Consider the following 12,351-nt stretch of genomic DNA (forward strand, 5'->3'; position numbering starts at 1 on the left):
GGCTATCGGCGAGTTCATAGGGGCTTTTACGATCCTTGACCAGCAGGATGGAACATGGGAGAAAGCAGGAAGGCTTTCATTTCAGATGAAGAAAAAAGGGATCACTGTTCATCTCGTGGACTGCTACATCGCCGTGATTGCCGATGAGAACCGATGCAGACTCTTCACTCTTGATAAACATTTTAAAGAGATAAAACGTTTTTTAAAGATTGAACTGGCTGTGTGAGTATAATTCTGATTGCGGGAAGCCATCATCTGCTTGACTCTCTTTTTTCCTTAACGCTATACTTTAACTACCCTGGGGGAGGCAACAGCCTGAGAGTTCTTCCGACTTACCGGAAGGAGACCCCTTGAACCTGAACCGGTTAATCCCGGCGGAGGAAAGGGAGGAAGAATCATTCACCGTATTCCTTTCTGGGATACGGTTTTTTATTTTTACGACAATGAATAAGAAAATTAACACAGACCCTGCACACATCCGCGAGATACTTGCAAAGTCTCTCGGTCTTCAAGTCCTTGACATGTCTGAGGTATCAAGCCTTCTTGCGCTTGAGGACAATGGGCTATGGGATGAGATATTTGAGGCTGCCGGTAAGGTGAAGGAGAAGGTCTACGGCAAGAGGATCGTTCTCTTTGCGCCGCTATATCTATCAAACGAATGCGTGAATGACTGCCTCTATTGCGGATTCAGAACAGGGAATAAAGATGCCGTAAGAAAGACGCTTACGGTTGATGAGGCGGTGGAAGAATCGAAACTGCTTTCCGGCAGGGGCTACAAGAGGCTGCTTCTTGTTACGAGCGAGCACACAAAGGTTGCCGGGATAGATTATCTGGAGAAGGTCATCCATTCCATTTATGATAAGACCGACATACGCATACTTCACGCGAACACTGCGCCGATGAGCGTGGAAGATTTCAGAAGGCTGAAATCTGCTGGCATCGGCGTGTATCAGTGTTTTCAGGAGACATATCACATCCCGACTTACAGGCACATGCATCCGACCGGAGCTAAATCAGATTACGCCTGGAGGCTCGGCGTAATGGACAGGGCGATAGAGGCGGGATTTGAGGATGTGGGCATGGGCGTTCTGCTTGGGCTTTATGATTGGCGATGGGAGGTTGCGGCATTGATCTCGCACAGCAGGAGATTGATAAATAAATACGGCTTTGGGCCGCACACGCTTTCAGTACCGAGGCTTCAGCCTGCTGAAGGTTCTGAGGTTGAGCTTAAGAGATATCGCGTATCTGACCATGACCTGAAGAAGATAGTTGCCATATACAGGCTGGCGCTGCCTTATGTCGGAGTTGTCATATCTACAAGGGAACAGCCGGAGATAAGGGATGCGCTTTTGTCTATCGGCGCGTCGCAGATATCAGCAGGTTCCAGAACCAGCCCGTCAGGCTATCTGCATGACGGCGACACAGAACAATTTGAGATAGGAGATGCCAGGAGCCTTGAAGAAGTTATCGAAAAGATAGTCAGCCTCGGGCTTGTGCCGAGCCTTTGCACAGCCTGTTACAGGGAAGGCAGAAGCGGCGGAAGGTTCAGAGAGCTTGCGGAAAAAGAGGGCATGAAGAATTTCTGTCACGAGAATGCGCTTTTGAGCCTCAAGGAATATCTCGAAGACTGCGCGTCAGGCGAAGTGAAAGATAAATTAGCAAAGATGCTTGATGAAGAGATCGCAAAAAGCTCAAATGGGTTTGCTGAGAAGATCAAGCTTATTGAACAAGGCAAGAGAGATGTGCATATATAAATAGGCATCGCCCTTCGACAAGCTCAGGGTGACAATCATGTCATGGTGAGCCTGTCGAACCATAGATTCTGGACAAGCCAGAATGACGAATAGAAGGGATATATATGAAACTCAAAATAAATGGAATAGAATCAGAAGTAGATGAGAGCATCACGATATTCTGCCTTCTTGAAAACCTGAATATCGAACCTGAGAGGGTTGCGGTTGAGATTAATTTGAAGATCATAAAAAGGTGCAACTTCAATGATCATTATCTGAAAGAAGGGGATGCGGTAGAGATAGTTAACTTTGTCGGAGGAGGATAGATATGGAAGATAAACTGGTTATCAAAGGCATTGAATTCAAATCCCGTCTCTGGGTTGGAACAGGAAAGTACAAGGACTTTCAGCAGACCAAAGATGCGATCGAGGCATCGGGCGCTGATGTTGTGACCGTTGCCGTGAGACGCACAAATATCTTTGACAGCAAGTCTGAGAACCTTCTCGATTACATAGACCCGAAGAAGTACAAGATACTTCCCAACACCGCCGGGTGCTTCACGCTTGAGGATGCGCTCAGGTACGCAAGGCTCGCAAGGGAGACGGGCGTATCTGACCTGATAAAGATCGAGGTCATAGGCGATGAGAAGACGCTCTTTCCTGATGCCTGCGCAACTTTAAAGGCCACGGAGATTTTGGCGAAAGAGGGATTCATCGTCCTCCCTTATATAAATGATGACCCGGTCATGGCGCTCAGGCTTGTTGATGCTGGCGCTGCCGCTGTCATGCCTCTTGCAGCTCCGATAGGATCAGGGCTCGGGATAAGAAATCCTTACAACTTAAAGATAATACTTGAGCAGGCAAAGGTGCCTATTATTGTAGATGCCGGAGTCGGTAGCGCAGCGGATGTGGCGATCGCCATGGAACTTGGAAGTGACGCCGTGCTTCTTAACACAGCTATTGCAGGGGCAAAGGATCCTGTAATGATGGCAACCGCGATGAAGCATGGCGTGATTGCCGGACGCCTTTCATATAAGGCAGGAAGGATAGAGAAGAAATTATACGCGACTGCGAGCAGCCCGATAACCGGGATGCTGTAAGGATAGTGGTTAAGCTAACAATGTTTGTCATTCCGGCTTGTCCGAAATCCATCTTTAATTTATAAAGGGAAGATTCCGGACAAGCCGGAATGACAGAAGAAAGAATAAATGATTAATTTTAAGCTCTATTTAATTACCGACAGAAAGCTGATAGCTGACCGCTGTTCGCTGACTGCTGCCGTCAGGCAAGCTCTGCTCGGCGGGGTGAAGGCTGTACAGCTTAGAGAGAAGGATCTTGAGACAAGAGAGTTATTAAAGCTGGCTTACAAGATGAGAGAACTGACTGCAAAGTATGATGCGAAGCTCTTCATTAATGACAGGCTTGATATCGCGCTTGCGGTCGGAGCAGACGGAGTTCATCTTACACAGAAGAGCATCCCGGCTGATGCGGTGAGAAAGGCTGTAAAGAATAAGTTGTTGATAGGAGTTTCAACACATTCTATGAAAGAGGCGAAAGAGGCGGAAAAGGGCGGGGCTGATTTCATCACATTCGGGCCGGTCTACAAAACGCCTTCAAAATTAAAGTATGGCAAACCACTCGGCATTGATGTATTAAAAAATGTCAGCAGAAAAATAAATATACCTGTCTTCGCGCTTGGCGGCGTGAAGGCTGAGAATATAGATGAGGTCAAGAAGTCCGGCGCATTCGGTGCGGCAATGATATCAGAGATATTATGCGCTGTTGACATAAAAGAAAAAACAAGGGAACTAATAAATATTTTAGGAGAATAAAATGGCTGATATAAAAGAGACAAGGATAGACCTCGCAAAAAAGGGCATCATCACCGACGAGATGAGGGCGGTTGCGCTTGATGAACAGATGAGCGCTGAACAGCTTTCGCAGGATATTGCCAACGGCCTGACAGTTATCTCAAGGAATATACTTCACAACATAAAACCGCTCGGTATCGGGAAGGGGCTTCGCACAAAGGTGAATGCCAATATCGGAACATCAAAGGACAGCATTTGTCTTGAGACCGAGATGCAGAAGCTCGATGTTCTTGTGAAGTACGGCGCGGATGCTGTGATGGATCTTTCTACAGGAGGGCCTATAAAGGAGATCAGGAACCTGCTTATGAAGAGGTCGCCTATTTCAGTCGGGACGGTTCCGATATATGAGGCGATAGTCAGGACGGTTGAGAGGGAAGGCGCTATAGCCAAGATGTCTGCTGAGATGCTTTTTCAGACGATAGAGGAGCATGCAAAAGAGGGTGTGGACTTTGTCACTGTTCACTGCGGATTCACAAGAAGGACAATCCAGACGCTGCGTGACGAGGGCAGGATACTCGATATCGTCAGCCGCGGCGGCTCCTTCCTTGTTGAATGGATGATCTACAATGACAGGGAGAACCCGCTATATGAAGAGTATGACAGGCTCCTTGAGATGGCGAGAAAATATGATCTCACATTGAGCCTCGGCGACAGCGCGCGGCCGGGATGCCTCTCAGACGCGACAGACAGGACGCAGATCGATGAACTGCTTACGCTCGGCGAATTGCGGGATAGGGCTGTTGATGCAGGCGTGCAGGTAATAATAGAAGGCCCCGGGCATGTCCCGATAAATCAGGTTGAGTTGAATATCCGCATGCAGAAGGAGATATGCAAGGGCGCGCCATTCTATGTGCTTGGCCCGCTTGTCACTGACATTGCAATGGGCTATGACCACATCGCAGCCGCGATAGGCGGGGCGATAGGCGGAGCAGCTGGCGCGGACTTTCTCTGTTACGTCACGCCTTCAGAACACATAAGGCTCCCAGATCTTGATGATGTGAAAGAAGGGGTCATCGCTTTAAAGATAGCAGCGCACGCCGCTGATATCGCCAAAGGCGTCAAAGGCGCGATAGAGATGGATAATGAGATGGCAAGAAGAAGAAAGGCGCTTGACTGGAACGGCCAGATAGCCCTGAGCTTTGACCCTGAAGGAGTCAGAAAGAAGCGCGACCTGGTTCCGCCTACAGAGTCAGAGGTTTGCAGCATGTGCGGAGAGTTCTGCGCGATAAAGACGGTCGAGGCGGCTTTGAAAAAGAAGTAGACGATGGCAAAGAAAAAAAAGAAGGGGACTTTTTTTAAAAGGGCATTCTTAATAATATTCCTCATCATCGCCGGTATCATTGCGTTTCAGTTCGTCTATCCCAATATCTCCGCGCTCAAGAAGGAGAACCCTGAGAAGACTGCGTTCATGAAATATCGCGAAGATGAATGGGCGCGCGACGGGAAAAAATACAAGGTCATACAGGAGTGGGTTCCGCTTAATAAAATATCGCCTTATCTTGCTAAGGCTGTCCTCATAGGAGAGGATGATAAGTTCTGGAGCCATGAGGGATTTGATTATGAGGCGATACAGAAGGCTGTGGAAAAGGATGTAAAGGCAAAGAAGTTCAAAGTCGGCGCAAGCACCATCAGCCAGCAGCTTGCGAAGAACCTCTTTCTCTCTCCGTCAAAAAGTCCTCTCAGAAAGATCAGGGAGGCGGTCATAACATGGCGCATGGAAAAGGCGCTCTCAAAAAAGCGGATACTCGAACTTTACCTGAATGTCGCGGAATGGGGAGACAAGGGGATATTCGGCATAGAGGCTGCTGCAAGGCATTACTATAATAAACCGGCATCTGCCCTCGGACCTGAGGAAGCCTCAAGGCTCGCGGCTGTACTGCCTAATCCGCGCAAGTTCAATCCGCTCGGCGATTCCAGATATGTGGCGAACCGCTCCCGTCTTATTTACAGCATCATGGTGAAACGCGGCATTGTGGCGCCTGAGTATGATGAGGCGGGTGGTGGTGAGGAATAAACGCCCTTGCTATATTTAAATCTCAGCAAATTCCTCTACAGGCACTGAAACTTTTCTCTTTGCTTTTTTACCTGAAATGTAGATAGCTTTAAAATTTTCTTCTACCTTTTTTAAGACTTTTGCCTCAAAATACTGCTCTCCGCAATACTCGCATTCCTCGCACGGCACACTGTTTACAACAAGAAACTGGTCATCATGCTTGTAAATATACTGGACATTCTTCTTCGTAAAGTTTTTATTCCCGCAAAAATTACAAACCTTGACCATTGTTATTTTCTCCTTTCGTATGGAGTTATAAATTTCGGCGGACGCGGAATATATACAGTAATGATAACCATCTCTTTACCCCGTGTGCCGCAAACTACATGAACCGGCTTTCCTGCTTCCGTAAATCCTACAACTAAACAACTCGCCCCGCGGCCGCTATCTTCATACTGTTCCAAAATTCTGCCGGAAAGCAAAGCCTCTTCTACTTCTGTTAGCGCGAGGTTATCATTTTGTCTTTCCATGTCTCCATGTTTTGAGACATAATACTCGCCTTTCCTGACTCGTTCCTGTATCCATTTTATCTCAAGCATTCCGTAATCAATTATATCTTAAAACTGACATTTCCGCTAACGGCGGTTTGTTACCCTTTTCGCATCTGCGGATTCGCCGGGATTGAGAAAACATGAGGCCTTATAAGGGTTATGCCTATTTCGTATTGTGTGAGGTATTGAATACCGGTTCATATTTTTTAATTAGGTCAATTTCAAGTGCTCTGACAATACTAATGTTTTCAGATTCGAAAACTTTTAAATATAGATTTTTCATTATATATGTAACAGTTTCTATCCCAGGCTTAAGTTTTAGTTTTCTCCCGATGGATTTTCTAAATGCGCTCTTATCAATACCATATCGAACATTTTTCTCGTCTTTACTTATACGATGGATGGCATGCTCTAATTGAAATCTATCTTTTTCAGTATGCTTCTCTGGTCTAAATTCTAAGTACGCTGGATTAAGATGCTGGCTTACAATTCTTTTCTTTAAGCCTCCGGCACCTAATGCTATGCCTATATATATGAGATTATCTGTGTCTTTGCTGAACCAAAAATATATACCTCTTTTTGTAGATAAGACTATCACTGCCTTATCCGGCTCAATTCTTGGTAATAATTCAAGTTTCATATATCGCTACAACTCTGAGATGCTAAACAATTAATACAAAGATGAGAATTACCGGTCAGTATAATATCTCCAGCTTCACTCCGTCCAGTTCAACCTCTGTCAATTATTCAAATCTTTTAATATCGCTTTAAAAGAATCGCTGAAATCTGCTCCATCTAAAGTTTTATCAAATTCAGCAAGCCATTTTTCAATATACTGTTTATCGATATCCGGGTTTTTAATAATTACATTTCTTACATCTTCAATATCACGCGGCCTTCCTGCAAATATTTTGTGTATGATTACATCCTCAACAGAAGCAAAGTTCACCAATGTGGTGTCAATTTTGATTTTATTGGCCCTTTCTATCGCCTCTCTTTCGTAGGAGGTAAAGGAGAAAATAAGATCAACCCTAATTCCGGTAGCTTTATCTTTGACAGGCAGGACGTGAGTTTTGTTTACAAAATCTGTGTGGTCATCAGGAATGATCAAGAGGTCTGCTGAATTACAGATCGTTTCTATTTCGGTCAACTCATCTATGGATATCCCAAGTGTTATATCTATATCCCTCGTCAACCTGGGAGTTCCATAAAGAAGCACCGCCTGTCCGCCTATTATCATGTAAGGGATATTGTTTTCAGTCAAAAGTTGAGTGACTTTTGAGATGAGTTTTTCAAACATATTGAGAATTGAGGATGCGGGCTATTCTGACATTAGTTTCAATACCTTCAAGCGGGTTCTTTAGGGGAAGGACTCCGAGGCTCACGGCTTCGTTCCAGAGAGATTCAAAAATCCTGAGAGACTCTGAATAAGAAAGCCTCTCTTTTTTCATCTCATTTCTTTCAAACTCTCTTAGAACTTTGGAGTCTTTAACCATGCACGTATTATAACATCACAAAGATGAGAATTAACGGTTAGATAAGCATCTCCAGCTTCTGCCCGTCCAGCTCAACCTCTGTCACTTTCCATTCCTTAAAGTGCGCGTCAATAGTGTGCGCGGCTTTGATGTCGACCTCTTTCGGGATGCTGAAGAAAGCGCGGGAAACAGGAGGCGCTTTTTCTGTTTTCCCAAGCATGACATTGATCTCCTCAATGGCTGTGTTTATCGTGACAAGCATCAGGAAGTCAGGCTCATTGGCTACGCTGCTGATTATCGGGTTTATCTTGCCCATTATATCTTCTTTAAGCACGGTCTTGAAAGTCCCTGTCCCGAGGTCGTTATCATCGGGGATATGTATCTCTGAATAATCTATTCCCGGCACCGGGCCTTCTTCTCTGCTCTTTATCTCTGGCATGATGTTTCTCCTTTTGAAATATTGAAAATAATAAATTATTAGCTAAAAAAATACAAAGCATGAAGTTTAATCAACACGTTCCCCAAGCCACTCATGTATGAGTTCCGCTATCTCCTCCCAGCCCGGTTCTCCTATTACCCAATGCGCGTGATTGGCAAACTCTTTATAGGTTGAAACGGACTCGTATTTGTCCGCCACCTTTTTTACCACTGATGCAGGGATTATGCGGTCCTCTTTTCCTGAGATTACAAGTAAGGGACATTTAATCTTTTCGGGATTTACCATTGCCGCTTTCTTGTTGTCGAGAAACCAGAGGCCTATCTCAAACGCCGCTCTCCCTGATTCATATACCAATTTACCGTATGCCGCTTTCTGACCTTCCTCAGGCATTAGATGAAGACATGAGTAAACCGTTTTATCAAATGAGAATCGGAATGGTTTTCTCCAGAAGCCCCATGTCATCAGCACCTCTGAAAAACATTTGACAGCCGAAGGCTTTAGAGCCATAACTCCGTACGGCGGGGCAGGGCAAAGCAGTACCGCTGCCTCTGCAAGGTTGCGGCTCACAAGTATCTGAGCCAGAAGTCCTCCCATTGAATGCCCCATTATTACCGGAGGAGCATCGAGTTTCGATATCTCTTTCTCAAGGTCTTCAATATAATCGAGCAGGCCAGTTCTCCCCAATTTAAGATGAGGAGTGTCAGCCGGATCCATGTCGTGATACCTTAATGACGGGATGACGCACCGGTATCCTTTTGCCTCAAAAAAGTTTCTGTAATTTTCCCAGCACCACGGGCCTGCCATCATCCCGTGGATCATGAATATGGTTTTGTTCATTTCAGGGTATCCCCGATTTTAAACGTGATACATATTATTTTCAATGTATTATTGTGATGTTATCTATTATAAATGCGGCAATAATTAATAATTGACAAAGAGTTTATCCAAGCAATATAATTAATCTGTTTCAAGAATATTATCTATCAGATAAAACATTATACAGGAGGGGATCATGGGTGACGTTATAAATGTGACAAGCGCTTCATTTGAGAAGGATGTGGCTCAGGCTGCGGGCCTGGTTGTTGTTGATTTCTGGGCGACATGGTGCGGGCCGTGCAAGATAATAAGTCCGATCGTGGAAGAACTTGCCACTGAATATGCAGGCAAGGCTGCTTTCGGCAAGATCAATACAGATGAAAATCCTGACCTTGCAAGCCGCTTTAATATCAGGGGTATTCCTACACTTATGTTCTTTAAGAACGGTAAGAATATAGACCAGCTTGTCGGCGCTGTGCCGAAGGCTACGCTTGCAGCGAAAATAAACTCCCTCCTATAGTAATAAATAAAAAAATGAGCTTGGATGTAATAATTATCGGCGGAGGCCCTGCTGGTCTTACAGCAGGGCTTTATGCTTCAAGGGCAAGGCTGAAGACCCTTCTAATTGAAAAGGGTTTTGCAGGCGGACAGGTAATGACCACTGAGTGGGTCGAGAACTACCCCGGCTTTGAGGAAGGTATTTCCGGAGCTGAGCTCTCTCAGAGATTTGAAAAGCACGCCACAAAGTTCGGGCTTGATATTATCCAGGGATCGGTAACCGAGGTCTCTCTAAAGGACAAGATCAAGCGTATAACACTTGAGAACGGCATTCAGTACGAGTCAAAGACCGTTATTCTTGCTACCGGAGCGAGCCCCAAGCTTTTAAACATAGCTGGTGAGGGCGAGTTGAGGGGCAAAGGCGTTTCATATTGCGCGATATGCGACGGCGCATTTTTTAAGGGGGAGAAGCTTGCGGTGATCGGCGGAGGAGACTCTGCTGTTGAGGAGGCGATGTTTCTCACCAGGTTTGCCGAGATGGTCTATATTGTGCACAGGCGCGACCGTTTCAGGGCGGCCATGATAGCGCAGGAGAGGGCTTCCTCAAACCCCAAGGTTAAATTCATACTTGACTCCGTGCCTGAAAGGATAGAGGGTGAGAGCGGAGTAAAAGCCCTGCATATAAAGAATGTCAAGACCGGTGAAAAGTCTGTGCTTGATGTCCACGGGGTCTTTATATATGTCGGGTATAATCCGAATTCCGCATTTCTTAAAGGTATTGTCCGCCTTGATGACAAAGGCTACATAATTTCAGACGACAGGATGGCCACATCAGCTCCGGGAGTATATGGTGTAGGCGATATACGGGCAGGGTCATTAAAACAGATATGCACCGCAGTTGGTGACGGCGCTACAGCCGCCATGTCCGCTGAAAAATATATAGAGAATAACTTTAACGAGGATCAATAATCAGTCATTAATTATAGAGTGAGATCATGTTTGAATCATTATCAGAAAGATTAGACGGCATATTAAAGAAGCTGAAGGGCCGCGGCCTCCTTAGGGAGGATGATATCGCTGCCGCCATGAAGGAGATAAGGATCGCGCTCCTTGAGGCTGACGTGAGCTTTAAGGTCGTCAAGGACTTTACTGAAAAGGTCAAGGACAGGGCCGTAGGCAAAGAGGTCATTGACAGCATCACTCCGGGCCAGCAGGTCGTAAAGATAGTTCATGATGAGCTCTGTGCGCTTATGGGCGGAGGCCAGAGTAAAATATCCCTTGCCCCGAATCCGCCGACTGTCATTATGCTGGTAGGCCTGCACGGTTCAGGTAAGACCACTACAATAGCCAAGCTTGCAAAGAAGTTTAAAAAAGATGGAAGAAGGCCGATGCTTGTCGCGCTGGATACTGAAAGGCCGGCAGCGATAGAGCAGCTTAAGGCGCTTGGTTCGCAGATCGAAGTTCCTGTTTATGAGACAAAGCCCGGAGATAATCCGGTTGGTGTATTTCCAATGGCTCTTAAGAAGGCAAATGTCGATGGAAGAGATGTCATTCTGCTTGATACAGCCGGACGTCTTCATATAGATGATGACCTGATGGTGCAGCTTGAGGATATCAAGAGAGAATCAAACCCGCATGAGATACTGCTTGTTGCCGATGCCATGACAGGACAGGATGCCGTTAATATCGCAAAGTCATTTAACGACAGGCTTGACCTGAGCGGCATCATCCTCACAAAGATGGACGGTGACGCGCGAGGCGGCGCCGCTCTGTCTATACTTTCTATTACCGGGAAACCCATAAAGTTCATAGGAGTCGGTGAAAAGATAGATTTCCTCGAGCCCTTCAGCCCTGATGGAATGGCTTCAAGGATACTCGGCATGGGGGATGTCGTCAGCCTTGTCGAGAAGGCTCAAGAGGCTGTGGATGTAAAAGAGTCAATGAAGCTTGAAGAGAGCCTGAAAAAGGACAGGTTCACCTTTGAGGATCTCAAGAGCCAGATAAAACAGATAAAAAAGATGGGCCCTCTGGAAAATGTCCTGAATATGATCCCCGGAATGAGCAAACAGCTTAAAGGTGTCAACATAGACGACAGCGCTTTTGTCAGTGTTGAGGCGATTATCGATTCCATGACAAAGGATGAGAGAGCGAACCGTGTTCTCATAACCGCCGGCAGAAAGAAGAGAATAGCTGCAGGGAGCGGCAGGACCATTGCTGAAGTCAATAAACTGCTCAAGCAGCATCTTGGCATGAAAAAGATGATGAAGAGGTTTAAAATGGGTAAAGGCTTCAGCATGCCGCAGTTTAAATTTTAATTCATTATTAATTGGGAATATCCTTGCACTTGTAACTTATGTTATAAATTATGTATTATTACAAGCTACAAATATGAACGGAGGAAAGCTTTGGTAAAGATAAGACTAACAAGAAAAGGCGCAAAAAAACAGCCGTTTTACAGGGTGATCGTGGCAGACTCAAGAAAGCCGAGAGACGGAGTATTTCTTGAGATAATCGGGACATATAACCCCTTGACTGATCCTTCAACGATCAAGATCGATACGGAAAGGGCTAAATACTGGCTCGGTTGCGGGGCACAGCCATCATCTTCAGTAAAAAAACTTTTGCAAATCTCCGGGATCTAATTATCATCCCGAATTTGTACGGAGGTTGATATGAAAGAGCTGGTTGAGAAAATGGCTAAGTCGCTGGTTGACAACCCGGATGAGGTATCAGTTGCTGAGATAGACGGGGAGAAGACTGTGGTTTTTGAGCTTCGTGTCGCAACAGGCGATCTCGGAAAGGTGATCGGGAAGCAGGGCAAGACAGCAAGGGCGATGAGGACAATCCTGAGCGCTACAGGTACAAAGTTAGGGAAGCGCGCTGTCCTTGAAATTCTGGAATAACCTGCTGCAATATATATCATTAATATATTACTGCCTTACTGAAGAGGAGGAGTCTGCTCCTCTTCTTCAATTA

At 45.7% G+C, this 12,351-nt stretch carries 19 protein-coding genes and 1 riboswitch; of the genes, 12 read left to right on the forward strand and 7 right to left on the reverse strand.

Annotation, left to right across the window (positions count from 1 at the left end):
* The 7 genes from HY807_08075 to mtgA all read left to right on the forward strand — a co-directional run.
* A partial coding sequence (locus HY807_08075; protein MBI4826362.1) for a PIN domain-containing protein occupies positions 1 to 226 on the forward strand: 226 nt, incomplete at its 5' end.
* A gap of 64 nt (positions 227 to 290) precedes the next feature.
* A riboswitch (TPP riboswitch) is annotated at positions 291 to 400 on the forward strand.
* Between the two features lie 43 nt (positions 401 to 443).
* The gene (gene hydG, locus HY807_08080) at positions 444 to 1,754 is read left to right on the forward strand and encodes a [FeFe] hydrogenase H-cluster radical SAM maturase HydG (GenBank protein ID MBI4826363.1); all 1,311 of its coding nucleotides are present in this window, start codon (positions 444 to 446) and stop codon (positions 1,752 to 1,754) included.
* Between the two features lie 104 nt (positions 1,755 to 1,858).
* Positions 1,859 to 2,059 (forward strand): sulfur carrier protein ThiS, encoded by a 201-nt coding sequence (thiS, locus tag HY807_08085; protein MBI4826364.1) that lies wholly within the window; start codon positions 1,859 to 1,861, stop codon positions 2,057 to 2,059.
* A gap of 2 nt (positions 2,060 to 2,061) precedes the next feature.
* Positions 2,062 to 2,832, forward strand: a complete 771-nt coding sequence (locus HY807_08090; protein MBI4826365.1) for a thiazole synthase — start codon at positions 2,062 to 2,064, stop codon at positions 2,830 to 2,832.
* A 108-nt stretch (positions 2,833 to 2,940) separates the two neighbouring features.
* Positions 2,941 to 3,564, forward strand: coding sequence for a thiamine phosphate synthase (gene thiE / locus HY807_08095; protein MBI4826366.1), 624 nt, complete (start codon positions 2,941 to 2,943; stop codon positions 3,562 to 3,564).
* Positions 3,565 to 3,574: 10 nt separating this feature from the next.
* Positions 3,575 to 4,864 (forward strand): phosphomethylpyrimidine synthase ThiC, encoded by a 1,290-nt coding sequence (thiC, locus tag HY807_08100; GenBank protein ID MBI4826367.1) that lies wholly within the window; start codon positions 3,575 to 3,577, stop codon positions 4,862 to 4,864.
* 3 nt (positions 4,865 to 4,867) lie between these two features.
* The gene (mtgA, locus tag HY807_08105; GenBank protein MBI4826368.1) at positions 4,868 to 5,617 is read left to right on the forward strand and encodes a monofunctional biosynthetic peptidoglycan transglycosylase; all 750 of its coding nucleotides are present in this window, start codon (positions 4,868 to 4,870) and stop codon (positions 5,615 to 5,617) included.
* 15 nt (positions 5,618 to 5,632) lie between these two features.
* On the opposite strand, the gene HY807_08110 is transcribed toward mtgA, so the two are convergent.
* The 7 genes from HY807_08110 to HY807_08140 form a co-directional block, all read right to left on the reverse strand.
* Positions 5,633 to 5,884 carry a YgiT-type zinc finger protein gene (locus HY807_08110; protein MBI4826369.1) on the reverse strand — a complete coding sequence of 84 codons (252 nt, stop codon included), beginning with the start codon at positions 5,882 to 5,884 and terminating at the stop codon, positions 5,633 to 5,635.
* A 2-nt stretch (positions 5,885 to 5,886) separates the two neighbouring features.
* Positions 5,887 to 6,195, reverse strand: coding sequence for a DUF4258 domain-containing protein (locus HY807_08115; GenBank protein MBI4826370.1), 309 nt, complete (start codon positions 6,193 to 6,195; stop codon positions 5,887 to 5,889).
* A 115-nt stretch (positions 6,196 to 6,310) separates the two neighbouring features.
* A complete protein-coding gene (locus HY807_08120) occupies positions 6,311 to 6,787 on the reverse strand; it encodes a hypothetical protein (protein MBI4826371.1) in 477 nt (158 codons plus the stop codon).
* Positions 6,788 to 6,886: 99 nt separating this feature from the next.
* A complete protein-coding gene (locus tag HY807_08125) occupies positions 6,887 to 7,447 on the reverse strand; it encodes a nucleotidyltransferase (GenBank protein MBI4826372.1) in 561 nt (186 codons plus the stop codon).
* Positions 7,440 to 7,643, reverse strand: a complete 204-nt coding sequence (locus HY807_08130) for a hypothetical protein (protein MBI4826373.1) — start codon at positions 7,641 to 7,643, stop codon at positions 7,440 to 7,442. Before HY807_08130 ends, HY807_08125 begins: the two co-directional genes overlap by 8 nt.
* Before the next feature lie 37 nt (positions 7,644 to 7,680).
* Positions 7,681 to 8,061, reverse strand: a complete 381-nt coding sequence (locus HY807_08135) for a hypothetical protein (protein ID MBI4826374.1) — start codon at positions 8,059 to 8,061, stop codon at positions 7,681 to 7,683.
* A 66-nt stretch (positions 8,062 to 8,127) separates the two neighbouring features.
* Positions 8,128 to 8,898: an alpha/beta hydrolase gene (locus HY807_08140; protein ID MBI4826375.1), complete on the reverse strand. Its 771-nt coding sequence runs from the start codon at positions 8,896 to 8,898 to the stop codon at positions 8,128 to 8,130.
* Positions 8,899 to 9,073: 175 nt separating this feature from the next.
* On the opposite strand from HY807_08140, the gene trxA reads away from it, so the two are divergent.
* The 5 genes from trxA (at position 9,074) to HY807_08165 (ending at position 12,278) form a co-directional block, all read left to right on the forward strand.
* A complete protein-coding gene (gene trxA / locus HY807_08145; GenBank protein MBI4826376.1) occupies positions 9,074 to 9,397 on the forward strand; it encodes a thioredoxin in 324 nt (107 codons plus the stop codon).
* Positions 9,398 to 9,411: 14 nt separating this feature from the next.
* Positions 9,412 to 10,344: a thioredoxin-disulfide reductase gene (gene trxB, locus HY807_08150; protein MBI4826377.1), complete on the forward strand. Its 933-nt coding sequence runs from the start codon at positions 9,412 to 9,414 to the stop codon at positions 10,342 to 10,344.
* A gap of 26 nt (positions 10,345 to 10,370) precedes the next feature.
* Positions 10,371 to 11,690, forward strand: coding sequence for a signal recognition particle protein (gene ffh / locus HY807_08155; protein MBI4826378.1), 1,320 nt, complete (start codon positions 10,371 to 10,373; stop codon positions 11,688 to 11,690).
* 90 nt (positions 11,691 to 11,780) lie between these two features.
* Positions 11,781 to 12,017, forward strand: a complete 237-nt coding sequence (gene rpsP, locus HY807_08160; GenBank protein ID MBI4826379.1) for a 30S ribosomal protein S16 — start codon at positions 11,781 to 11,783, stop codon at positions 12,015 to 12,017.
* A 30-nt stretch (positions 12,018 to 12,047) separates the two neighbouring features.
* Positions 12,048 to 12,278 (forward strand): KH domain-containing protein, encoded by a 231-nt coding sequence (locus HY807_08165; protein ID MBI4826380.1) that lies wholly within the window; start codon positions 12,048 to 12,050, stop codon positions 12,276 to 12,278.
* Positions 12,279 to 12,351: the final 73 nt, after the last annotated feature.

This window comes from Nitrospirota bacterium (assembly GCA_016207885.1).
In the GTDB taxonomy this organism is placed as follows: domain Bacteria; phylum Nitrospirota; class Thermodesulfovibrionia; order UBA6902; family UBA6902; genus JACQZG01.